This window comes from Parashewanella curva (assembly GCF_003675895.1).
In the GTDB taxonomy this organism is placed as follows: domain Bacteria; phylum Pseudomonadota; class Gammaproteobacteria; order Enterobacterales; family Shewanellaceae; genus Parashewanella; species Parashewanella curva.
The window spans coordinates 61,582-87,048 of sequence record NZ_ML014764.1; the positions used below are offsets into that span (position 1 = coordinate 61,582).

The 25,467-nt window shown below is 37.7% G+C and carries 19 protein-coding genes; 15 read left to right on the top strand and 4 right to left on the bottom strand.

Annotated features, from left to right (window positions below):
- From D5018_RS06775 to cas6f, 3 genes are read left to right on the top strand one after another with little or no spacing between them, the layout of a single operon-like run.
- Positions 1-2,055: a type I-F CRISPR-associated protein Csy2 gene (locus tag D5018_RS06775; RefSeq protein ID WP_121838251.1), complete on the top strand. Its 2,055-nt coding sequence runs from the start codon at positions 1-3 to the stop codon at positions 2,053-2,055.
- An 11-nt stretch (positions 2,056-2,066) separates the two neighbouring features.
- The gene (gene csy3 / locus D5018_RS06780) at positions 2,067-3,104 is read left to right on the top strand and encodes a type I-F CRISPR-associated protein Csy3 (protein WP_121838252.1); all 1,038 of its coding nucleotides are present in this window, start codon (positions 2,067-2,069) and stop codon (positions 3,102-3,104) included.
- A gap of 11 nt (positions 3,105-3,115) precedes the next feature.
- A complete protein-coding gene (gene cas6f, locus D5018_RS06785; RefSeq protein ID WP_121838253.1) occupies positions 3,116-3,721 on the top strand; it encodes a type I-F CRISPR-associated endoribonuclease Cas6/Csy4 in 606 nt (201 codons plus the stop codon).
- An 897-nt stretch (positions 3,722-4,618) separates the two neighbouring features.
- On the opposite strand, the gene D5018_RS06790 is transcribed toward cas6f, so the two are convergent.
- On the bottom strand, positions 4,619-6,376 hold the full coding sequence (locus tag D5018_RS06790; protein ID WP_165905010.1) for a S8 family serine peptidase: 1,758 nt from the start codon (positions 6,374-6,376) through the stop codon (positions 4,619-4,621).
- Between the two features lie 14 nt (positions 6,377-6,390).
- Complete coding sequence (locus tag D5018_RS06795) at positions 6,391-7,284, bottom strand: hypothetical protein (RefSeq protein WP_121838255.1); 894 nt, start codon at positions 7,282-7,284, stop codon at positions 6,391-6,393.
- A 624-nt stretch (positions 7,285-7,908) separates the two neighbouring features.
- Here D5018_RS06795 and D5018_RS06800 point away from each other — a divergent pair.
- The gene (locus D5018_RS06800; protein ID WP_121838256.1) at positions 7,909-8,127 is read left to right on the top strand and encodes an AbrB/MazE/SpoVT family DNA-binding domain-containing protein; all 219 of its coding nucleotides are present in this window, start codon (positions 7,909-7,911) and stop codon (positions 8,125-8,127) included.
- On the opposite strand, the gene D5018_RS06805 is transcribed toward D5018_RS06800, so the two are convergent.
- Positions 8,124-9,875, bottom strand: a complete 1,752-nt coding sequence (locus D5018_RS06805) for a TniQ family protein (protein WP_121838257.1) — start codon at positions 9,873-9,875, stop codon at positions 8,124-8,126. The genes D5018_RS06800 and D5018_RS06805 overlap by 4 nt on opposite strands.
- Positions 9,876-10,085: 210 nt before the next feature.
- Here D5018_RS06805 and D5018_RS21645 point away from each other — a divergent pair, with 210 nt between their 5' ends.
- The 10 genes from D5018_RS21645 (at position 10,086) to D5018_RS06850 (ending at position 24,033) form a co-directional block, all read left to right on the top strand.
- Positions 10,086-10,262: a hypothetical protein gene (locus D5018_RS21645; protein WP_165905011.1), complete on the top strand. Its 177-nt coding sequence runs from the start codon at positions 10,086-10,088 to the stop codon at positions 10,260-10,262.
- Between the two features lie 911 nt (positions 10,263-11,173).
- A complete protein-coding gene (locus tag D5018_RS06810) occupies positions 11,174-13,612 on the top strand; it encodes a type I restriction-modification system subunit M (protein ID WP_121838258.1) in 2,439 nt (812 codons plus the stop codon).
- An 11-nt stretch (positions 13,613-13,623) separates the two neighbouring features.
- Positions 13,624-14,949: a restriction endonuclease subunit S gene (locus D5018_RS06815; RefSeq protein WP_121838259.1), complete on the top strand. Its 1,326-nt coding sequence runs from the start codon at positions 13,624-13,626 to the stop codon at positions 14,947-14,949.
- The gene (locus D5018_RS06820) at positions 14,936-15,643 is read left to right on the top strand and encodes a DUF3800 domain-containing protein (protein ID WP_121838260.1); all 708 of its coding nucleotides are present in this window, start codon (positions 14,936-14,938) and stop codon (positions 15,641-15,643) included. Before D5018_RS06815 ends, D5018_RS06820 begins: the two co-directional genes overlap by 14 nt.
- 6 nt (positions 15,644-15,649) lie before the next feature.
- Positions 15,650-16,195 (top strand): RlfB protein, encoded by a 546-nt coding sequence (locus D5018_RS06825; RefSeq protein ID WP_121838261.1) that lies wholly within the window; start codon positions 15,650-15,652, stop codon positions 16,193-16,195.
- Positions 16,196-16,434: 239 nt separating this feature from the next.
- A complete protein-coding gene (locus tag D5018_RS06830; RefSeq protein ID WP_121838262.1) occupies positions 16,435-19,527 on the top strand; it encodes a type I restriction endonuclease subunit R in 3,093 nt (1,030 codons plus the stop codon).
- Between the two features lie 54 nt (positions 19,528-19,581).
- Entirely contained in the window at positions 19,582-21,678 is a 2,097-nt protein-coding gene (locus tag D5018_RS06835) for a RecQ family ATP-dependent DNA helicase (protein WP_121838263.1), read from the top strand.
- 1 nt (position 21,679) lies between these two features.
- Entirely contained in the window at positions 21,680-23,356 is a 1,677-nt protein-coding gene (locus tag D5018_RS06840; protein ID WP_165905012.1) for a DNA-processing protein DprA, read from the top strand.
- 18 nt (positions 23,357-23,374) lie between these two features.
- Entirely contained in the window at positions 23,375-23,734 is a 360-nt protein-coding gene (locus D5018_RS06845) for a hypothetical protein (protein WP_121838265.1), read from the top strand.
- Positions 23,731-24,033 (top strand): hypothetical protein, encoded by a 303-nt coding sequence (locus D5018_RS06850; RefSeq protein WP_133309247.1) that lies wholly within the window; start codon positions 23,731-23,733, stop codon positions 24,031-24,033. The genes D5018_RS06845 and D5018_RS06850 overlap by 4 nt, the downstream gene beginning before the upstream one ends.
- Positions 24,034-24,425: 392 nt before the next feature.
- Here the strand turns inward: D5018_RS06850 and D5018_RS06855 are convergent, their stop codons facing one another.
- Positions 24,426-24,689: a hypothetical protein gene (locus D5018_RS06855; RefSeq protein WP_121838267.1), complete on the bottom strand. Its 264-nt coding sequence runs from the start codon at positions 24,687-24,689 to the stop codon at positions 24,426-24,428.
- A 93-nt stretch (positions 24,690-24,782) separates the two neighbouring features.
- Between D5018_RS06855 and D5018_RS06860 the strand changes: the two genes are divergently transcribed.
- Entirely contained in the window at positions 24,783-25,460 is a 678-nt protein-coding gene (locus tag D5018_RS06860; RefSeq protein WP_133309248.1) for a hypothetical protein, read from the top strand.
- The last annotated feature ends 7 nt before the right edge of the window (positions 25,461-25,467 follow it).

Consider the following 25,467-nt stretch of genomic DNA (forward strand, 5'->3'; position numbering starts at 1 on the left):
ATGGATAATCTCAAAGAGTTACTCAACATTGAAAAAGTCTCCTTGAGAAATAGCAAAATTCGAGATCGACTGAAGCCCTCAAATCTACCAATCGATGCTTCAGGTTATGAAGCTCAGATGTTTCTGATACTTATCAACCTTGGATACTCAAAGAGTGAACACATTGATTTACTAGATCTTCATTCGGCAAAGCAATTTTTAAATGACAAAAAATATTTTGGCGTAACCCTGTCAGAATCGTCTTGGATACATACACATAACTCGAAATATCCTGACATTCGAGTACGAGAACAGGTGATCAGAGCCAGAATTTTAAATAAGGGAATTAATGGTGTATGCAGTGAAGGCTGTACTGACTCGACTAGCTATGGTTATTCTCACAATGGTGGTCGTGTAACAAGATCTTTTCCTTTAATCACAGAATTTTGTTGGAATGGAAAAGTAACCTGTCTAGCCGAATTAATTGCAAATTGTGAAGCTATTTGGATAGGACAATTTCTAGATCTTGGTTTCAGTCTCCAATACATAGGCATAGTAGTTAAAATATTAAAAAGCTCATTGGCAACGCATTTACCTAGTCAAGTCCACAATACCATCCAACTTAGATTCCCATATAAAGATGATTATTTAACTATTACCCCAGTTGTTAACCATAAGGTGCTTTCTGAACTTCAAAAAGCCTTTGCGAATGATAACCTCAGATATAGGTGGATTTTTTATCCTCAAAAGGGATACACGAATACTGGAAGTTTGCTTACAGCATTGGGTGGAAGAATAAATGTACTTCGCTATTACCCGAATACGATGCATCACCATCGAGAGTTAGAAAAGTATGTTAATCAACTCGCAGATGAAAGTCTGTTTTACAATAAATCCCTTGGCTTTACTCGGTTTAAAAAGGCGCTGTACGAAATTACATTTTCGGGTCGCTACCCAACACTAAGAGCCCAGCGTCTTGCTCGTATTGATGCAATTAAAGTCATACGTAGAGTTATCTACCTTTGGTTATTCAGAGTTCTGAGATATAAAAAATATGCCAATCTTGATGAGGAAAAACTTAGAGAAGGCTCATTGATAAAAGAATTAGTCGAATATGGGAATGCTGATGTACCAAGCCTAGCGGTTAAGCTGAGGGCCAAGCTTAACCTGCAATTAAGTGAAAATGATGCCACTCAAAAATTTGCTTACCATCCTAAGCTGCTTGAATTGCTAAAACGCCAAATAAAATATGTGTTACAGCACAAAGATGCTTATGAAGAGCACCTTCAATCAAATTTTACTTACCTACATGTTAAAAACATAACGGCTGAAGATATTAATACCATGAGCAATAAGTATTTGTGGGGAATGCCTTCGATCATTGCTCTAGCGGGTTTTTCTCATGAATTTGAGCTGAATTTAAGGCGATCAGGTATTTATTTGAAAGTAAAAGGGGTTTCGATATTCGTTCACTCTTATCAAGTAAAGTGCAATTCATCGTTACCTGAATTTGACCGTATAAATGGCAAAGCAGGTCAATATACACCTTCTCGACCAGCGTTAATCGACCTTCCGAAAAGCAAAATGAAATTTGATTTAGTTTTTCGTGTAGCTGGGCTAAATAATTTGCAAGCAAACATCAGTCTTGAGGTGTTAGCCAACTCATTTCCAGAACGGATTATGGGAGGTGAAATTTTTCTTTCGCAAAAAAAGATTAAGAAACAATTTTATCTCACTTCAAATATTCAAGAACTCTTTTCATCTTTAAGGTTTATTTCGCATGAAGGATGCTGGTTATGTCCAACTGATCACAGAATTAGATGCATTTCTGATCTATCTAGTTTACTTAAACGAGACAAGGAGCTAAAGCCCGTCCATATCGGTTATGCATACCTAGAGCAGCCGAAATCTAGAGAGGGGGCTATTAGTTCAAGACATTGTTTTGGTGAGCCAATATTAGGTATTGCTAAATGTGTACATCCGATTGATGCGAATAAAAAAGGATTAAAATTCTTCTTTGATAACGCATTTTGGGCACCCAGAATATCTGAGTTCAGCATTTTGATGACAAAATAGGAGTACAAATCATGGATATTCCATTGAGCTTATCTTATCGAGGTTCCTTACGTCCATCTGATGCCATTTTCTACTGTAAGTCACCAGACTCTGATATTAAATTGCCTGTTACTATCGTCAAACGGATTGCTAACTCAAGCTCTTCAGCCTTTAGCGAAGGGCAAAGAGATCAATCTATCAAAGATATAAGCTCTTATCACTTAGGACGAACACAACTTCACCCGACATTATATTGTCATGTGCCATATGAGGCAAAATGGCTCTATTGTAAGTTCTCCCTAAAGTTTCTATTTGAGAGTCGTAAACCGCATGCGCATGATGATCTAAAAGTTTCTAAATATCTCCAGCGTTTCGCTAAAAGCTATAAGGATCGAAATGGATACCATGAATTAGCAAAGCGCTATGCAAAAAATATTCTTCGTGGTCAGTGGCTATGGAAAAATATTGAATCAGATTGGCCAATAACATTAACAATTAAACGTAGAGGTAACCTGTTAATAAAAGTAAAAAATATTCAATGCTTACAATGGAGTGATGGCTGGGAAGATTATCAAGATGAGCTAGATGAACTAATAGATCTAATTGATACAGCATTGTCATCTACAGGTGTTATCACTCTGAGTATTAAAGCAAAAATTAGGGCTGAGAAACTGCAAGAAGTACTTCCAAGTCAACTCGTACACTCAGAAGCCGAACGTAGAGCAGGTAAAGAGCCTACGGTTGCTGAAACGAGTCTTAACTCTGAGCAAATGACCGTATGTTTCACTAAATACAAAGTGGGTGCAGGAATTCAGCTTATCGACGATTGGATTGACACTGAAGACCCCATCAGAGTGAGCGAATATGGCGCTGTTCATGGTCTGCATATTGCGCTAAGGACACCCAGAAATAAACAAGATGTTTATTCGTTGTTACCAAAGGTTCCATTTTATATTCGATTTTTAAGATACAACAAATTAGGGGAGGACGAGATATCAAACAAAATCCATTATTTGATGTCAATGCTAATCAAAGGTGGCGTTTTTAATCGTAAAAGTGATAAAGCATGAGGTAAGTGATTATGCGCAATCGTTACTATTTTATGATCAAATATTTACCTGAAAATGCTAGTAACTCATTACTAGCTGCAAGATGTATTTCTGTCTTACATGGTGTTGTGAGCCACAACGGACAAACAAACATTGGAGTTACTTTTCCAAAATGGTCAGATTCAAGTGTTGGGAGACAAATCGGTTTTGTATCTAATGATTACAGAAATCTCGAATCATTCCGAAGAAACCGCTATTTCAATATGATGAATGAAGATGGGCTGTTCTTTGTATCAGGAGTTGAAGAAGTCCCCAATCGTATTGATGAAGTTCAATATGTAAGAAATAACGGTATTGCTAAATATACGTTGCGAGAAAGACAACGCAGAATTGAACGATGCCAAAAAAGAGCTGAAAAAGGTGGTAGAGAGTATCAGCCCAAGCTTGGGTATATCGAAAGAGAGTTCGGTAGCTTCCACAAGTTGATTTTGACTAGCAAAAGTAAGCAGACTTCTTTTCCTCTCTACATTCAAAAAAAATCTGGCGTCAATCATGTAAATTGTGACTTCGGTCACTATGGCTTAGCTTCAAATCAAGTACTAATGGGAACTGTACCCGATCTAAGTTTTGAGCATTAAATTTTATTGGTAGTAAACATCATTAAATATTAGGAGGTTAGAGGATGTTCAAATTTGATTGCTACTTTATCAAAAATCCATTTAACTATCAGAAATGTTTGGGATTTTGCTTTGGTTTTTCTTGTGACCTACCGCACAGGTAGCCGAAAATACAAACTTCTGACAGCTCGCCCTCATAGTCGAGTGACCTACCGCACAGGTAGCCGAAAATAGTAAGGGAAATGGATTGTGATACCTTTATCCGTGACCTACCGCACAGGTAGCCGAAAATACAGGTGGTTTTAAAACGTATTATTACGAAACGTGACCTACCGCACAGGTAGCCGAAAGTAGTAGCCAAGGATGGCTAAGTATAATTTTGTGACATCACTAAATTTCAATTTAATCATTCGAAAAAAAGCCCCTCACTAGCATGATGATAAACAACAGTCCAATACACTGTAAATACTCAATTCTAGGCAGATGGAATAAGCTCGGCATCAGCCAATTCCACAGGAAATAAATGGGAATTGATAATACAAAAACATATGCAAGAGTGAGCAAAAAAAAGCCAACGATTACGTGAAGCAATTTCATTGTAATTCCCTCTTATCATATGATCTCAAACCAAAATTTAATTCCATACGCTTAATACCGCTGTTATCAGGAATCCCTCTGCCTTCACCTATTGCTTTCATTGCTGAACCCATACTCACCTCTTACAAAAACACTCTGTAACGATCCTACTTTTAATTATGATTAAGTTACAGTAAATCATTGTTAATGTTTAACTTTATTGCGATTCGCAATGGTGAGGTATGAAAGTTTATATCGTAGAAGAGGAACCTTTCCAGTTCAGAATCAGCGCTGAATGGAAAGGTGGTTGACTATAGTACGTGATAAGAATGGATAGCTGCTTTAGCTACAAGATGCTGGCTTTGATAGTTCCACTTTATCGAAAGTATTGTACTCACTTTCGCATACAAGAGAGCCGTCTTTTGTAGAGCAAAACTGATAAGCGTAATCGTATGTATTTGAATCAAAATCACTAACTAAAGCTGTGCCATTTTTAGTTGAAAGAACAACTTCTGGTTGCTCTGCGTTGCTGTCATTAATGTGTGCATCAAATGCGGTTCCTTTGCTGATTTTAGATAGTCTATAGGTGTTACTATCAGATGTTAATCCAGCAAAGAAAGTTACTTTGTACGACTCACATAGACGAGCTTTTTGACCAAAGTGATCTAAGAACCAAGTTTTCTCACATTCGCTTTTATCAGATAAAGCGTGTTCAATTTTTGATATTTCTTTATCTTTAATTAATTTTGCAGTATCAGCCAATTTACCAGCATCTAAAAGACCAGCACCACAACCTAAAGTGTTACAGTCCTGAGTATCAATTTTTGTTGCGGTAAATTTCAATAAGCGTGTTGCGTCTTTGACGGATAAATTAGAATTAATTTGCTCCATAATTGCTAACGCTGATGCTACCAAAGGTGATGAATAACTTGTGCCTGAGCCGCCACCTACAGCACCATTATTTTCTTTCATTAAAACACCAATACCGACACCTTGAGCGGAAATTGTTACTTGGTCACCGTAGTTACTAAATGAAGCTTTGTCACCAGAACTATTGGTAGCTCCAACAGATATTACTCCATCACAAGATGCAGGGAAAAAAGTCTTTGAGTCTCGATTATCATTACCAGAACCTGCAACTATTTTAATTCCTTTGCTATATGCAAGATTAAAAGCCTCTTGCTCAAATCTAAGGCAACCAAAATCACCATGACCACCTTGGCTTATGTTGATGACTTTTATAGGTGTTGAAATCGTTGGTAAATTATCGAATTCACTATGGTCTAATTCACCAGCAGCCCAAAGTACAGCTTGAACAAGACCTGTTACACTCAACCTGTTATCAGCAGCATAAAGTTTTACGTTTTTAGCAGCACCAGCAACACCTAAAGAGTTGTTTCTTGTTGCGGCAATAACGGACGCTACAGCTAAACCATGATCATCATTGGCATACTCTGGTAAATCCAAATAGTTGGGGTTAGGTCTTATGACAACACTTTCATTTGCTCCGCTAGTGTAAAATCTATAACCATCAGTGTGAATAAGGTCTGTATTTGATTTAAAGCTAGTATCAATTACTAACACACCAACAGGCTGTGCATTTTCAGGAACTAAGCTGTTCGCTTGCTCAAAATTCATTGCGTGTGGGTGTTCATCACTCTTATTAAATAGATATGTTTGATTAGGGTAAAACGTATCATTAAGAGATAAAGGTTTGTACTGGCGGTCTAATTCAACTGATTCAAATAAACCAGATTTTTTTAGTGCTTCAACAACCGCTTTTTTATCGGTATTTGAGTACTCAACGTCAATCATTTTGTACTTGTATGTATAAGTACGTTTAACGCCTTGAGTGCTGTATTTTTGAATAGTGTTAGCTTGTGGAAGTTTAAAACAAGCTGAACCATTTAAGCCAACATTTAGGCATACATTGCTACCAGTAGTTGAATCATCTTGTTCTTTCAACGCACCACTAGATTGAGCGCTTAATTCACCATAGGTCGGAGCAGGAGAAACGACTATTCGAACATTTTCAGCATTAACGGAGGTTGATAACGATAACCCAATTAAGGTTATAGAAAGTAAAGTTTTATTTAACATTTTCATATCCTCAATTAAAGGTTGATGTTGCAAGTTTGGTCGTCACGAATAACAATCTTTTGAAGAAAAGCGTAGTTGTCTGAGAACGTCCAAGGTGAACCATTACCGAATTGTGGGTTGCCATAAAACTGACTTACCACGCCTGTCTTTACGTTGTACAAATTACCTAAAGTTAACGCTGGTACAATCTCATTAATCGAGCCTTGTAAGTCCATCAGCGCTGCATTAATGGGTGAAGCCGTATCGCTAAACTTAGTCCCAAACGTGCTTAATTTAGCGTCAAGTTCAGACTCTTTAACTGGTAGTGTGCCAAGTAAGGTTTTTAGTTCCTCACGTTTAGCAATAACAGACTCTAAAGCGGCTTTATAAGCGTTTTGTTTTGCTAGCGCTTCATCAGCCGAAAGCTCACCAGATAACTGCCCAAGTTCTACCATTGCGTTAGCCAACATAGTTTCAGCGTTAAAGCTGGTAATGTCGTTAATGCTTTGCTTGATGCTGTTAAACTTTTCGATTTTTGGTAGAGCAGAAGTATTATTAACTGTGAAACTAATTGTAGTGCTGGCTGTTGCGCCAGAGCCGTCTTTAGCGGTCACATTTAAGTTATGAGTGACATTAGCGTCTAAGTCGTTAAAGCTAATATCAAAGCCAGTTGCTTTTGGTGTAAAGGTAACGGAACCCACATTAGCAATGTTGCTTGTGTTTGCTGTTAAAGATACCGAACCCGATTGGTTTGAAAAACTTAACGGAACAGTTACTAATTGGTTCTCATTAGCGGTCATGTTTGCAGATGAAGTTGAAACCGAAAATGAGGGTTTGGGTGTGCTTGAACTATCGCTATCGCTGCCGCCACCGCAGGCTGTTAACATGAAAAAAGGAGTTACGAGAAGTAAGGAGCGCTTTAGGTTCATTTATTTCTTCCTTGGAAATTAACCATATGATTTTAAGCGATTAAATTATCACAAGGTGTTGGGCATTTGAACTAATTTTGTTCAGTATATGACCCCATTTAAATGGATTTATGAAATGAGGAAGCCAAGGTAAGGTCTATTAGTTTTGTATCGGGATTGAAGTGAAGATAGTTTTCAACATGGCTAATTGACGTGTAGAGCGGCTTTTAGTTTTAAAAACTTGAGAGTTTTATGGGGATTAAACGCAACACAGCACTGATTGCAGTGCTGTGTTACAAATCACGCACAAAGCGTGTAAAAATGAAAGCTTGAAGTGGCTTTGCTTACTCAATCTTCCAGTCACGCACAAAGCGTGCTACGTCAAGAACATATCATAAGTTTCTTTGAATTCTTTAATTGTGAACATTTTTTAATGTAGTGAGGCGTTATTGGTTAGTATGATAAATCATCACGCAATACCCTTTAACAATCGCTTCAAGCACCCCTCTGCGTTCTTTCTGTGTATCTGGTCTCCTAGAAAAAGGGTTTTGAAACTCACTTGAATTCAGAGCACAATTATTCGACTTCATTAGCACGAGGGCTTACCATAAAATTGCTTAATCAAGATACATCTCTGAGGTGTGTATGGCTAAAGTTGGTGCAAAGAGACAAATTACGTTACCGAAACAACAATGCATTGCAGCACAAATTACAGCTGGTGATATTGTAGATTGCTTTGTTGATAGGCAGGGTGTGATATCTATTGTGAAAAAGCATTCGGGAGCCGCAAAAGGTGTATTAAGGCACGTGGCTATCAATACTGAAATAAGTGAACAAGAATCAATAGAGATTGGTAGAGCTTAGATCCTCTGATACAGGTTAATCATAAACCCATCAACACTCTTCCCGTGAACAACAGTATAGCGTTCAGGTTCGTGGATTTGATGCCTTAACTGGTAAGCGTTTTTGAACTCAATGGCGCTGCTTTTGTGAATATGAAGGACTGGTCTGGCGGTTCGCTTTACGCTTTTCTTTTTGCCTTTGATAAAGTCCTTCTTGAGTAGTTCGTAGACAACGTTTTTGTTTACTTCTAAAAAGGTGCAGGCTTCAGCTGGTGATAACCATTCAGGATCGGGTTGTTCACGCATACTCCTTACAGGAATAAACTGTTTAAATGCCATAGGAGAGCGTTTGAGAGGGTTGTAGGTATAAGCTATCTGCCCACCTAGCATTTGTTTCACTAATTCTAGAAAATCTACACCAAAAAATTGAAACTGTTTAACTTGATGCTTGTTTGATTTGGTTACTTTCAATTGAGCACAGGAGACTAATCTTTTGACGAAGCTTTCTAATTCTTCTTTTTCAATAAGCCAGTCCCTATTGGCTTTGGTTGGTTTAAGTAAGGGTTTGATGATCCCGCCATTAATCAAAAGCCTTAAGCGATATTGACTCAAGTCTAGGAGCTTGGCTGCACCTTCTAAACTTAAGCACCTTTCTAGTCGAGTTTTTAGTGTGTTGATGTCTGTGCGAGCATACATAGCATCGCCATTTTTCAGGACAGTTTTAGGTTTAAGAAATGACTCTCTGAGTAGGACTTTGAACTTAGATACTGGAATATCCAGAACTGCCATTGCTTGTGTTTGGTTTACAAACGCTCTTGATGAAAGAATATCGCTATCAATAAGAGTAATTTTGGAGTTGAAATTACCATTGCTGAAATGTGATTGAATAAACTGATCAAAGGCTTTTTTTAAAAGCCGATAGCCATCAGATTGGCTGTTTTCAATAGAACAAAGATCATCATACAAATCTCTGTAGCAATTTCTTATTCCCGTAAGCCCTTTCATTCTCATTGGATGCTTTTGAAAGTAATCGAGTAATTCATAGAATTTGTTCGGCCAGTCACACAAGTAATCGTGAGCGATTAAAAATGGGGTATCAGAATCTTGGTGAGTAGGAAATGCCCTCAAGTGAAAATGAGATAAAAAACTACAGACATCGATAAGTTCCGACAAGTTCAAGTTATTTAAAACAGGATAGATTGAGCTTGGCTGTTGTTCCCATAAGTGTTCAATATGCTGGTTTAGTAGGAACTCTTGTTCGGTTATTTCTCTAGCTGGAATATCTTTTACCCACTCAGGTAATTCTGTTTTCAAGTGATGGGTACTCCAACTTAGCTTTTTCCCGTTGTCGGGATTGATTGAAAGCAAGCTGCATCTATGTTTGGTGCAACAGCTTTTCATCTTTAAGCTGTTAAGAAAATTGAATGTGGATACTTCAGAATAGCAATGAGGACAAACTTTTAAGTAAGTGAAGTCGAAGGCTTTAGCTAAGAAATTTTGCTCCATATAGCTAAAGCGAGTTGCTCCATGTTTGATTAGCTGTCTCGATTCAATCTGTTGATGAGGCTGGTTTACTAAACTTGCTAGCTTTTCGGTATCAAAATCACCAAAGAATAATCGCTTACTAGGTACTCTTGTGTTAACCAACTCTTCCCCTAATAGCTTCATCAAGGTTTGAATATTCCGATAGCCGTTGCCGTTTGCCAGTCGATGCAAATAGCTAGGCAGAAGCTCGTTGGGTTTAAGGTATAAACGATTCAGTAATTTCAAGCAGTTACAAAAAAGCGGTTAATGGTAAATGCTTGATACAGTCAATCGTGCGCTATATCAATGAATGTTAAGTGACTTTAATTTGTGTAATGTTTATTGTTAATGTCAATTGAGAAAATGAATATCTAAAGTAAGAAATAACTGTCCGCAGTATTGTTACATCCAAACATTAAAAATTGTATTTAGATTAATAATTTTGGAGACGATGAAATGAGTATTATTCCAATGGCAATTGTTTTATGTTTGTTAGTTGTTTCCATTTTATGCTTTCTAAATGCAATAAAGATAAAAAAATCAGAAAATACAAAGCGTAAGTGTGATTTTTACGATTATCTAGATAAAGAGATAAAACAGAAGAAAAAGAAACGTAAGTCTAAAAAATCATAGGAATGATTTTAGATAAACAAAGTTAGCTTTTCTTCTCTATACAAGAGTTGTGGGGGATTGCGGCTTAAAACTGTCCGCAGTATTGTTAGATATCACATATTCACCGTTCATTCGCTTTTTTTGGTTAGATAGCAATGGTTTAACCAGCCTCTCACATGTCAGCGATAATTAAGTGTAAAGCAAAGAGGCAAAGTTTTAGCAAAGAGAAACTCGAAACAACGCAATACAATGGCTACATAGAACGAACAATGGTTAATTGTTGCTAATCTAACACGATGAAGTTTTGTCTGAATCAATACAGCTGTTATGTTCATTGTTGGCTGGTTATTTATACAGTGCCAGCTAACTTGGTAAGCTTCAAGGGCAAATTTAGAGTGTGGATACTTTCAAGTAGCCCAAGAAGCTAGGTTTAACGCTAGCCACACTAATTCCTGTAGAGAGTTAGTAATGTGACTTGCATCTCAATAAGGAGATGACAATGAGTATTCTCAGCTATTTACTTGATCTTGCAACCATTTTGTCAACACTGGTACATTATCCATTCAGCTTGGTGCTCGAACTTTCAATAGCGCATCTTATTCACATAGATTTTTACGTCCAAATAATTTCCAACATAAGCTAACAGAACTTACTGAATACAAAGCTTTCTATTAGTTTGGCTTCAACCGAAAGAAAGCTTTTTTCAAATAACAAATAAGTAAGGCGTCCTGTAATTTGGCCATTGTATTGTATTGAATAATTGAAATGCACCTCAGAGAATGTCATACCTTCAAAACCATCAATTTTCTCTTAACCAATCACAACTTATCAGGCAAAATAGACGTTCTTTTTCTTTGCTACTGGCATAAATCAATCATCCAACAACTCAATAATGCGATTGATTTTTCTTATTCTTTCAAGGTGGATATTCGATGAACCACAGCGTCCATAACAAACTGGTTTCTTTCATTTGGTCGATTGCTGACGACTGCTTACGAGATGTGTACGTGCGAGGTAAATATCGTGATGTCATCTTGCCAATGGTGGTGCTACGTCGTATCGATACCTTGCTAGAGCCAACTAAGCATGCGGTGCTTGACGAAGTTAAATTCCAAAAAGAAGAAATGGATGCCGTTGAGCTTGACGATGAACCATTAAAAACCGCATCAGGTTATGTGTTTTACAACACCTCTAAGTGGACGCTAAAAAGCCTTAAAAATACTGCCACTAACAACAGCCAAATTCTATTAGCAAACGTTGAAGAATACTTGCTTGGCTTCAGTGATAACGTAAAAGAAATCATCAAATGCTTTAACCTGCAATCGCAAATCCGCCACATGGCAGAAAAAGACGTATTGCTTGAGGTGATTGAAAAGTTTGTTTCGCCATACATCAACCTAACGCCAACAGCAAAAGAAGATCCTGATGGCAACAAAATGCCAGCTCTAACCAATTTGGGCATGGGTTATGTGTTTGAAGAGTTGATCCGCAAATTTAACGAAGAAAACAACGAAGAAGCAGGAGAGCACTTTACCCCAAGAGAAGTGATTGAGCTGATGACGCACTTGGTCTTTGACCCAATTGAAGCACAGTTACCTGATCCGCTTACCATCTACGATCCTGCCTGTGGTAGTGGTGGTATGCTCACTGAAGCACAAAACTTTATTGAAGAAAAATATCCCGTTGCTGACGGAAAGCGTGATATTCACCTTTACGGAAAAGAGATCAACGACGAAACCTACGCCATTTGTAAATCCGATATGATGATCAAAGGCAACAACCCTGAAAACATCAAAGTAGGTTCAACACTCGCAACGGATGAGTTCATGGCGAAACGCTTTGACTTCATGTTGTCTAACCCGCCTTATGGCAAAAGCTGGGCAAGTGATCAAAAACACATTAAAGATGGCTCAGATATCATCGACTCTCGTTTTCAGGTAACGCTTGCTGACTATTGGGGCAAAACCGCCACTGTCGATGCCGCACCACGCTCTAGCGACGGTCAATTACTGTTCCTAATGGAAATGGTTAGTAAAATGAAAACGCCTGCTCAGGGCATTCTAGGGAGCCGTATCGCATCGGTTCACAATGGCTCAAGTTTGTTTACGGGCGATGCTGGCTCTGGTGAAAGTAACATTCGTCGCTTCCTTATCGAAAACGATAGGCTTGATGCGATTGTGCAGCTGCCAAATAACCTGTTTTACAACACAGGCATTACCACATACATCTGGCTGATAAACAATAACAAGCCAGCGCAGCGCAGAGGCAAAGTACAGTTAATCGATGCCAGCTTACTGTTTAGAAAGCTGCGTAAAAATTTGGGTAATAAAAACTGCGAATTTTCACCGCAGCACATTGCCCAAATCACTCAAGCTTATCTTGATGGTAAAGGCATCGAGCGCACAAAAGACGCTAACAACGACCCAATGGGCATTGCGTCTAAGGTGTTTGATAATGCCGACTTTGGTTACTACAAAGTCAATATCGAACGTCCAGACCGTCGTAAGGCACAGTTCAAAGACGAACTCATTGCACCATTGCGTTTTGATAAATCGTTACGTGAAGTGATGGAGTATCTCTACAACGAGCATGGCGATAAAGTTTATCAGCCAGAGTTTTTACAAGCTGAGCAAAAGGCGATTGTATCGTGGTGTGAAGAAAACGACATTAGCCTTAATGCCAAAGCCAAAAAGAAGCTGTTAGATGATAAAACATGGCAAGATGGTCGATTATTGGTTGAGCTGGCTAACGAATTTAAAAAGACAATCACCCAAGAATACAGTGACTTTAACCAATTCAAGCGTGATGTCGAAAAGGTATTCAAAACCGTTGCGCCAGAAATATTAAGCGATATTGCAAGTGGTAAACGCAAAGGGTTTTACACAAGCGTTGTTAATGCTGTGAGTTGGTATGACGAAAGCGCTGAAAAAGTCATCAAGAAAGTCGTTAAGCTAAAACAAGACAAGCTGGATGAACTGTTAGAATATTTAGGCTGTGAGCAATCTCAACTGGCAGACTTTGGTTACTTCCCATCAAATAACGTCAACGAATACATCACTTACGAGCCAAGCTCAGACTTACGTGACGCTGAATCCGTACCCCTAACCTACTCAGCTAAAGATGCAGATGAAAACACTGACAACAGTGAAATCCACCAATACTTCCTTGATGAAGTGAAACCCCATGTGGATGAAGCGTGGATCAACCTTGATTCAGTCAAAATCGGCTACGAGATCAGCTTTAACAAATACTTTTACCAGCACAAAGCCCTGCGCACGATTACAGAAGTGGCTAACGACATAATCGCCCTAGAGAGAAAAGCCGAAGGCTTGATCTCCGAGATTTTAGGCATTGAACTCGCTAAAGCGTAGGAGAACAGGTGATGAAAGAATTAGCAACCATGCCTAAATATGAAGCATATAAAGATTCAGGTGTTGAGTGGTTGGGTGATATTCCTGAGGGTTGGAAGGCAATAAAAATGAAGTTTCTTTATCAAGATACTTCAATAAAGAACAAAGCGAGTGAAACTCTTTTGTCTGTTACTCAAAATCAAGGAGTTGTACCTAGAACTTGGGTTGAAAGCAGAATGGTTATGCCTTCAGGTAATTTAGAGAGTTTTAAATTTATTGAAGAAGGCGATTTTGCAATCAGTTTAAGATCATTTGAGGGAGGCTTAGAGTATTGTCATCACGATGGTATTATCAGTCCTGCCTATACAGTCTTAAAGGCTAAAAAAAGATACTTATTAAGGCATTACTATAAATATCTATTCAAGAGTCAAGCCTTCATCTCTGAGTTACAAACTTCAATAGTTGGCATAAGAGAAGGAAAAAATATTAGTTATGAAGAATTACGATATTCTCTGTTGCCAATACCTGATGAAAATGAACAAACCGCCATTGCCAACTTTCTCGATAAAAAAACAGCGCAGATTGATGAAGCCATTGCCATTAAACAGCAGCAAATCGAGCTGTTAAAAGAGCGCAAGCAAATCATTATCCAGCAAGCTGTTACCCAAGGACTCGACACTAACGTCCCAATGAAAGATTCAGGTGTAGACTGGATAGGGCAAATCCCAGAACATTGGGAAGTCACTCGCCTAAAGCATCTTTTTACTGAAGTAAATAAACGAACTAAGACTGGCGAAGAGACTCTTTATTCTCTGAGAATGGAAATAGGACTAATTCCACATGATGATGTTTCAGATAAAGAAATAAAGGATGAACATTTAGTTGATTATAAAAAAGTTACTTCAGGTCAAATTGTGATGAACCGAATGAGGGCTAGTATTGGAATTTTCGGTTTAGCATATGCTGATGGGTTAGTTAGCCCTGATTATGCAATTTTTGATATTAGTGACGAGGTAGACTCAGAATATTTTTTAACCTTATTTAAACTCCCTTTATTAGGTACACAGTTTAGGCTAGCTTCAAGAGGCATGGGTACGGGGTCTTCTGGGTTTATGCGCCTTTATACAGATAGCTTTGGTCAATTAAAAGTTCCTTTTCCTCCAAAGGAAGAGCAAGAGATATTGTGTAAAAAAATCCAAGATATAAAAACAGAAACAGAAAATTCGATAGGTATTTTTCACTCTTACATCGAAAAACTCAAAGAATACAAAACCACACTTATCAACAGTGCTGTAACGGGCAAAATTAAAGTGCCTCAGGATATAAGCGCAGGGAGCGAACACTATGGCAGTTTATAAAATTTTCTGTGATGAGAGTTGCCATTTAGAACATGATGGCGCAGACATAATGGTACTAGGCGCTATTCATTGCAGCGAAGACAAGGCGGTTAGGCTGACCAAACATATTAAGTGGTTACGTCATCAGCATAGCTATCATACTGAACTGAAGTGGACGAAATTGATAGCAAAACAATGGCCGTTTTATCGAAGCCTGATTGATCTATTGATTGATGATAGTGATGTATTGTTTAAAGCAACTGTGGTTCAACATAAAAAGTCGCTTGATCATCAAACTTATAATTCAGGTTCTCACAATACGTTTTATTACAAGATGTTTTATTACACCTTGAGGGATTTTTTACACCCAGAAAACACTTACAAAATCTATTTGGATTACATGGACACGCTTGGTGGCAGTAAAGCTCAGGAATTATGCAGAATTCTTCAAGCTGAAACTCATTATCAGCTGAATGCGACTGCTTATATCATTCAGTCTTATGAAGCCCAGCTTATTCAGCTTTGCGACTTTATTATCGGTGCCGTGAGTTATAAAAACCGTACCGAAATTGAACACAATAGTGAGATTAAAAACAAAATTGTGGCTTATATAGAAACAAAGCTAAACCGTGAGCTGAATTATGGTACACCACCTTGGGAAAGGAATTTTAATATCTTTCGCTTCGCCCCTGTCCGTTCATTACAGGGAGAGTAATTGAGAATGTTTTCAAAAGTATTAGATTTGACTGTATTTCCTGATGAAGAGCAAGCATTTAATTTCCTATATCCATTATTTCATCGTGACTTTGTGGCACAAAATGTTTATTTAGCAGACAGCATTTATGTTAATCCACAAGGACAAGGTATGCGTGATGGGCGAGAAAAAGTATTTTGGCATATCACCACTCGTGAAAATAAGGTACGGGTAAAAGAAGGTAATCGTTATCAAGTTATCACTTCACGTCCACTCGATCCTGATAGAGCTAAAAGAATAGAATGGGTTAAAACTATTTTATTGAATCATGCACATGCAGACATTAAATGTTTTTACCGAAAAGAAACGAAAGGCAAAAAACCTATACGTTTTTATTTGTGGGCACATCAACAAGATTTTGTTGTTATTGTCCAAAAGCTTGGGGCATCTGAGTCTTTTTTGGTGACGTGTTTTTACATCACAGAAGTCTATAAAAGGGAAGATTATGCGAAGTGGTTTAATGAATATCAGAGCGGTACTAATCCAGAATTACAAGGATGTGAGTGGTTTTAACTTTGTTTCAGTGGGATGAATGCTTCAAAAAAAATTAAATGAATATAGAGAAAGAATGGTCGCCTATTATAGACCGGACGATAGCGGTCACCTCTTTCTACTCAATGGTAGGTGAGCGAAACGAATTTTGCAGCTATTGTCGACCGATGTCAATAGCTCACCTAAAGGATAGAACAATTTCACATCAAGCAAGATTAATTTTCTTCAATGTGAATTAACCAAAAACAGTTGGATGTCTTATGGTTAGCCAAACAAATGAACAAGCTCTTGAATCAGCGATTGAAAAGCACCTTACAGGCGTTAGCTTAGAAGAAATTAAAGCTGGGACTCAGGAAATCAAGGCCGATTATTCTGGGCGCTATTTTAAGCAAGGCAACCCTGCCAGTTTTGATATGCACTATGCATTGGATACTCTTCATTTTTGGGATTTTTTACAACAAACACAGAAAGAAGAAATAGAAAAGCTTCAGCGCAATAGCCCTGTTGATTGGAAGCGTAAAATTGTTGAGCGGTTTGATAGGCTGATCAAAAAGCATGGTGTTTTGCACTTATTGAAAAAAGGATTAAGTGTTGATGATGCGCATTTGACCTTGTTGTATCCAGCTCCGCTTGCCAGTTCGAGTATTCAAGTTAAGAAGAATTTTACAAGCAATATCTTTAGTGTAACTCGTCAGCTTAGGTATTCGTCGGTTAATACTCGCCAAGAAATTGATATGGTGCTGTTTATCAATGGCATCCCACTGATCACCCTTGAATTAAAGAATCATTGGACGAATCAAACGGCTCGATATCACGGACAGAAGCAGTATCGTAATGACAGGGATATTAATCAGCCGCTACTTCAGTTTGGTCGCTGCCTTGTGCATATGGCGGTAGACACAGATGAAGTCTACATGACGACCAAGTTAGCAGGGAAAAGCACCTTCTTTTTACCTTTTAATAAAGGTAACAATCATGGGCAAGGTAACCCTCCAAACCCAAACGGGCACAAGACCAGCTACCTATGGGAAGAGGTGTTTACTAAAGAAAGCCTTGCAAACATTATTCAGCATTTTGTTCGCTTAGATGGCAGTAGCAAAGACGATTTGAAAAAGCGTACTTTGTTCTTTCCTCGTTATCATCAAATGGATGTGGTCAGAAAACTGGTTGACCATGTTGCGACTCAAGGTGTTGGGCACACCTATTTGATCCAGCACTCTGCTGGATCTGGTAAATCAAACTCTATTACATGGGCTGCTTATCAGCTTATCGAGACCTACCCTGTTTCGACAGCGGTTCGTGGTAGTAAGGGCATGGAGGAAGCTCTATTTGACTCTGTGATTGTGGTTACCGACAGAAGATTACTTGATAAACAACTTAGAGATAACATCAAAGAGTTTTCTGAAGTTAAGAATATTGTTGCCCCAGCGCATAAAGCATCAGAACTAAAATCGGCATTGGAAGTTGGTAAGAAAATCATCATTACCACTATCCAAAAGTTTCCATTCATCATTGATGGCATTGAAGATTTAAGTGATAAGCGCTTTGCAGTGATCATCGATGAGGCGCATAGCTCACAATCAGGTTCAGCTCACGATAATATGAACCGAGCAATGGGCAAAGCTGAGGTTGAAGAAGCGGAAGATGCTCAAGATAAAATTCTAAACGCCATGCGCTCAAGAAAAATGCGTGGCAATGCGTCTTATTTTGCTTTCACTGCAACCCCAAAAAACTCTACTTTAGAAAAGTTTGGCGAGCAGCAACAACCTGACGGCACATTTGTTCCTTTTCATCTGTATTCAATGAAACAGGCGATTGAAGAAGGCTTTATTCTTGATGTGATCGCCAATTACACCACCTATAAAAGCTATTACGAAATTGAAAAGTCGATTCAAGATAATCCGCTTTTCGATACCCAAAAAGCGCAAAAGAAGCTGAGAGCTTATGTAGAGCGAGAGCAGCAAACCATCAATACCAAAGCTGAAATTATGCTTGAGCATTTTACTGATAAGGTGGTTAATGCCAAGAAGCTGAAAGGCAAAGCCAAGGCGATGGTGGTCACTCAAAATATTGAAACAGCTATCCGCTATTACAAAGCCATTACACGTCTTTTAAACGAAAAGGGTAACCCATTTAAAGCCTTGATTGCGTTCTCGGGCACTAAAGAAGTGGATGGCATTGAGTACACAGAAGCGGAGATGAATGGTTTTTCTGAAGCCGATACCAAAGAGTATTTTGATGTTAACTTCAAACGTAAAAGCTCAGAAGACAAAATTCCTAAGCATATCAATCAAGACGAGTTTCGTATGCTTGTTGTGGCGAACAAGTACCTTACAGGATTTGATCAACCTAAGCTAAGCGCCATGTATGTGGATAAGAAGCTGGCGAGTGTACTCTGTGTGCAGACGCTTTCTCGCCTAAATCGCTCTGCACCTAAATTAGGTAAGAAGACTGAAGATTTATTTGTTTTGGATTTCTTCAATAGCACTGATGATATTAAAGCTTCGTTTGATCCTTTCTATACGTCAACCAGTCTTTCTGAGGCTACAGATGTCAATGTGCTACACGAGTTAAAAGATGCACTCGATGATGTAGGAGTTTATGAGTGGCATGAAGTTGAACGCTTTGTTGAGTTGTACTTTGATAACGCTGATGCTCAAAAGCTAAGCCCAATTATCGATGTTGCGGCAAATCGATTTAATAATGAACTTGAGTTAGAAGAAGACGACAAAGTTGATTTTAAAATCAAAGCGAAACAGTTTGTAAAAATCTATGGGCAAATGGCTTCTATCATGCCGTATGAAATTGTGGGATGGGAGAAGCTGTTTTGGTTCTTAAAGTTCTTAATTCCTAAGCTTATTGTTAAAGACCCTGACTCTGACGCAATCGACAAGTTATTAGATTCTGTAGATTTAAGCTCTTATGGTTTGCAACGGAATAAGCTTAATCACACTATTGAAATGGATGATAGTGAAACGGTACTAGACCCTCAAAACCCAAACCCTCGTGGTAGTCATGGTGAAGCTGAAAAAGATCCTCTGGATGATATTATCAAAAACTTTAATGAGCGCTGGTTCCAAGGCTGGAGTGCTACGCCAGAGGCGCAGCGTGTAAAACTTCTTGATATGTCTAAAAACCTTAGAGAGCACCCTGATTTTGAAAGTAAATACTTAAACAATCCAGATCCACATAATAGTGAGTTAGCTTTTGAAAAGATGTTGAAAGAAGTCATGCTAAGGGTTCGAAAAGATGAACTGGAATTTTACAAACTTTATGCACAAGATCCCGCATTCAAAACAGCATTAACTAATAGTTTGCAAAGTATGGTTCGTATAGATTGCCTAACGAGCTAAGATTATTGCCATAAAAAACATAAATGGATAAGCAGTAAAACAAGGTAGTTAAAAATGAAAGAAATTGCGCTCAAATTTTTACGTGAAATGACAGGTTCTGAGGTTGCTGAATTTCACGCTGATCAATATGAAGCTATCGAAGAACTTGCAAACAAGCAAAGCCAGCTTTTAGTTGTGCAAAGAACAGGCTGGGGTAAGAGCGCGGTTTATTTTATTTCTACCAAGATAAGAAGAATGCAGGGTTATGGGCCGACAATTATTGTTTCTCCACTGTTGTCCCTCATTCGAAATCAAATTGAATCTGCGGCAAAACTAGGATTAAAAGTAGTTTCTTATAATTCTTCTATGGATAAAAATGAAAGAGCAGCATCGCAAAGGTTAATCATCTCTCATCAGGTTGATGCTATAATTATTGCCCCAGAACAGCTTGGTCAAAGTTATTTTTCCGAAAATATCCTAAATGTGATAAGTGGTGATATCGGATTATTTGTTGTTGATGAAGCTCACTGTATTTCTGACTGGGGGCATGATTTCAGGCCTGATTATGGAAGGATTGTAAGAGTCTTACAAAACATGCCTCAGAATATGCCTGTTTTAGCTACCACTGCGACGGCAAATAATCGAGTTGTGAATGATATAAAACATCAACTAGGGGATCGCTTATCCATTATTAGAGGTTCACTTTCTAGAAAAGCATTACAGCTTCAGAACATCCATATTCCCAATAAAGCAAAACGTTTAGCATGGTTAGCCGAGTCACTTCTTACAATAGAGGGGAGCGGCATTATTTATGCCAAAACTACAAGAGATTGTGAAATTGTTGCTGGCTACCTCCAGTCAATGGGGGTTAACGCCCATGCATATCATAGTAACTTAGACTCTGATGCAGAAAAGATAGCATTAGAGCAATCGTTAATAAAAAATGAAATCAAAGCATTAGTGGCGACTTCTGCACTTGGTATGGGGTTTGATAAACCAGATTTACGTTTCGTTATTCACTTCCAAGCTCCGGGCAATGTTGTGGAGTATTACCAGCAGGTTGGACGTGCAGGGCGTGGAATTGATAGTGCTATCGGTGTCATGATGATGGGGGATGACGATGAGCGTATCCAGCGTTTCTTTATTGAAAGCGCTTTTCCTAAAGAAGAGCAAATAAATCAATTATTGAATGTGATTGAACAAAATGATGGATTAAAGCTAAGCCAAATTGAGCCCTTGGTTAATTTTACTATAGGGAAAATTCAAGACATTTTGAAGTTTTTGAGTATTGAGAATCCTTCTCCAATCCTTAAAGATGGCTCAGCTTACTATAGAACCCAATTTGATTACGAATTACCTCATAATAAAATTGAGCGTCTAAATACTATTAAAGAACATGAATGGCAAAGGCTAATCGAGTATCACAACTCAGATAAATGTCTGATGCAGTTTTTAAGAAAAGAACTGGATGATGACGCACCAGAAAAATGTGGCAAGTGTGCTAATTGTGATCCAACTAACTCTTTGAAAGCTGAAGTTAATCAGGATTTAGCTATTCAAGCACACTCTTATTTAAGGCATCGCTATATAAAAATTAAACCTCGGGCTCTATTTGCAAGCTCTGGTGATAATGCCCGTTTAGCATTTCCAATTTATAATTTTCCATATCGAGATGGAAAATTAAAATGTGAAGATGGAATGGCATTATCATCATGGAAAGATGGGGCTTGGGGGGATGTCGTGGCAAATGGTAAGAAAGAAGGTCGGTTTAGTGATAAGTTAATACAGCCTATGGTAAACATGATAAATAGTATGCAATATCAGGAGCGGCCAGCATGGATAACATACATTCCTTCACCAAGGCACCCTAATTTAGTAAAAGACTTTGCTAATCAACTTGCTGCAGAATTGGGAGTGGCATGTATGGATACGTTATTTGTAAAAGAGGTTCGCCCACCGCAGAAAACTATGGAGAATAGTTTTTATCAAAGCAAAAACTTAGATGGTGCATTTGGTGTAAATACTGGTAATCTATACAGTAATCCCGTGTGGCTTATTGATGATGCTGTTGATTCAAGGTGGACATTCACCATTGCAGGTGCATTATTGAGACAGCACGGTGTAAGAAAAGTCATTCCCATTGCATTAACGAGTACATCAAATAATGGATAACATGAACAAAGTGATAACTGAAAACACAAAGGTCATTTTACTCCTTACAACATACTTTAACGCTAGTGAGTCGAAGTCATTCAGCCCATTATCTGTTAATGGCTATGGATATTTTGCTCGTTGGTTATTTCGTTTTGGTTATCAACCATTAGATCTACTTGATGACGGTAAATTAAAAGGTATTTTTTTCAAATGGGGAAATCAAGATACTCATATTGAAGTCAAACAAAAAGTAGCACTTAGCCGACTTGATAAAACAATTTCAGATATCACTTTTGAAAGGGTTAACGCATTAATTGGTCGAGGTGCTAGTTTGAGTATGGCTCTCGATAAATGGAGTTCTGCTGGTATTTGGATTTTAGATCGAAGCCACCCAGATTATCCAACTAAAATCAAATCAGAGTTAAAAGATCAAGCTCCAGCGGTTTTGTTTGGTATAGGGAATCCAGCTCTCTTGAGGCAGCAGTCAATTGGTTTTGTAGGTTCAAGAAAGTGTGAGCAAGCAGATCTTGATGCAACAGAAACGTATGTGAATATAATCAATAACCTTGGTTATCAAGTCGTCTCAGGCGCAGCGAAAGGCGTTGATTCTCATTCAATGATAACGTCATTAGAAAATGGGCACTGCTGCATTGGTGTTGTTTCAGATAGTCTGTTTAAGGCAAGTGCAACAAGTCAATGGCGTAAGCATTTAAAAGATGAGCGATTAGTTCTGATTTCCCCCTTCTTTCCTGAAGCAAAGTTTTCTCCAGCTAATGCTATGCAACGTAATAAGTATATCTATTTATTATCTCAAGCATCGGTTGTGGTTCGTTCAGAAGATACTGGTGGTACATGGGAAGGCGCTACAGAAAATTTGAAAAAAGGTTGGGTGCCACTAATTGTTTCTGGCCATAAACAACCTAATTATATTGGGAATCAGGAAATCATAAATGGGTTGCGAAAAGCTCAAATTACAGCACAGGAAGTCAATACAGCAACTGAAGATAGTGAATGGCTAAAGCTGATTAAAAGCACAACTCATAATGTAGAAGAAAAAAAAATCAGCTCACATACAGAAGCTCAAACTAGCTTCTTTGATACAGAGATATCGACACCAGTATCTAAAGAATCGACAAACCAGAGCCTCAAGCTAAGTTATGCTAATAAAGATGAATTGGATTTTACTGATACTTATGTTTCTAACAGTTCGGATTCAGAACAATCCGAGATCACCACTACATTAGAGCCCACCAAGGATTCTAATGATCAGGCATTATATTGCTTACCAATAGACACGGTTGATATGCCACAAGGTGATGTAGGTAGTGATTTATTCGAAGCTGATAATGATAAAGCACAAATAACTATCCCGAATGATTCTTGTGAAGAAGGAGTAATTAAGTATTCAGAGAGTATTGATGATGAGGCTAAAAGTTTGTCTGATCATCAAGGTGTGCCTAATTACCTATCAATGCCTTTAATCGATGTGTTTTATAAGCAGGTTGTTCACTTGATTGAAGAAAAGAATGGTGACAAAAAGTTAGTTGAATTAGACGAAATAAAAGATAGGTTTCCAGATTTTCAAATCATTTCTAAAACTGCCATTGAAAAATGGGTAAACCACTTAGTAGAGCAAAATAAATTGACGAGACCTAGTCGTATGAAAAAATTTGGCTTACCAGAAGATCTTAAATAAATATTAGAAGTATAAAAAATGAAAAGAGTCATCCTTACATTTATTGCCACTCTCATCTGTAATAATGCTTATTCCATAGACAAAATTAACGCATCACAATCAGCATTTCACATCGGAGAGAATGTGATTGCATGTGGAGTAGTCAAGCAAATTTCTCAGTTTAAGAAAGGAGTATATCTAAATTTAAATGCAGCTTATCCAAATCAGCCACTTACATTAGTCGTGTGGGATGATCATATTGCTGCTGTTGAAAAAGAAATGGGTGCGCTGGATGCCATGTACAATAAATCTATTTGTGTAAGCGGACTGATAACTAAATATAAAGGCAGAAGCCAAATGAAAATCTATAATGGTTTTTCTATTAAGAAGGTTAAATGATGCACTCTAAATTTGTTAATCAGACTAAAGAGGTTATTTCTGAAGTAGGTTCAAAAGTCCAGTCTGTATTAGATGATGTTTCAAATACTATCGATGACCTAAATGGTGAGCTTAGTGAATATGAAAAACGAAGAAAAATAGAACGGGTTGAAGAATTGAGTCTTCTGGAGGTTGAGTTAAAAAATAAAGTCCAAGCAAAAATTGATCGATATAATCACGAAAATCGAACAAGCTTTTCGTCACTTGAAGAAATTAAGGCTGATATTAATAGAGATTTATCCGAGATAAAAAACCGCTAACTTACGGGCTAACATATTGTACAGATCAGTTCTTTGAAAAAGCATTGGGCATACAGGTAAACGAATTATCAACATCCTGATTGATTAATTTCAGTGAAACATAGAAGTATCCAACATTCTTTTATATGGCTTTAGCTCTTTGCTAGAATAGAGCTCTTAATTCAGCATGAACGCTGACAAAAAACGAATATCTCTTTATGCACCTATATAGTAAATGTTACAAAATTTTGTGCAAACTTATGGTGTATAAACTGTAAATCTATGCAGATTTATGCCGAAATAGTAAGATTGTTGTAATTTTTGATGTCAAAGATAGCAAGAGCTTAGAGAAGTTGTTTATGCAAGCTTATGGTGTAATCAGCATGACTTGATGATTACTCCATAAGCTTGCATTAGTACACCATAAGCTTGCATTTTACTACTCCATAAGTTTGCTCTTTAACAAATGCTGAAAGGGGGCTTAACGATCGCTTCACTAGATGTGATTGAGTAGCTTCCTTTTTATTAGGAATTTGTTCTTCCTCTATCCAGCTTTTGCCCCAAATCTTGATAGCAAACAACGGAAGGGTTGGATCTAAAACGTCAATTTTTACAAATTTTGGTAAAGTAAATTTAACTTGATAAACAAATATATACTTGTTTAATACATAGAGCATCCAAAATTTATTACTTCTATGCTCTCAGTTCAATCTTCTACGAAATCTTTAAACGAACTTTATCTTTCACAAGATAGTTGTTCCACTCTAGAAGTGAAAAAGGAAGTATTTCCACAAGGCTATGAATTCGAGTTAAATGAAAGTTCTGAGCATTTCTCTCAATTAGAAAAGTTTATTTTGAACAATTGGGATTGTGGGGCAGCAGATCTAACATCAAAGGATGCTTTACTGGAAAGCTTTGCAAAGCTTAGTGATTTCGACTTTTCTACTCTCAAGGATGCACGGTGGGAAAAAGATTCTTTAATATTTCTGGCTAAACATAAATTTAGCCAAAAAAGCTATTCAATTAAAGTACATGAAAATAGTTTTCGAACTTGTAGAAGAAACTATCAAAGGCATAGATCAGTTTTGAGCTCCTGCCCGAATGTTTCACTTGTCCATGGTGCAGTTAAAGTTGTATCGGCTACTGGAAAGTCATACTTTGTGGTAATTTACAATTTTGTTGTAGGTCTTACACTTGATCAAGCATTAAAGCGACAAATGCTGACAAATGAAAAGGCAGTAGATGGGTTAATCAGTTTATGTTTAGAGCTTAAAAAAATAGATTTTAATGTTCTTTTTTTGGATAAAACGGATTTTATTTTTACAGTGGATGCTGAAATCGTTATTACAGATTGGGATAAGCTATTTAACACTAAAAGCACTAATTCTGAAGAGAGTATTACTCGAAAATGTAATAGTTTTGTAAGCTCTATGATTTTCCAAGAGTAAATAATAT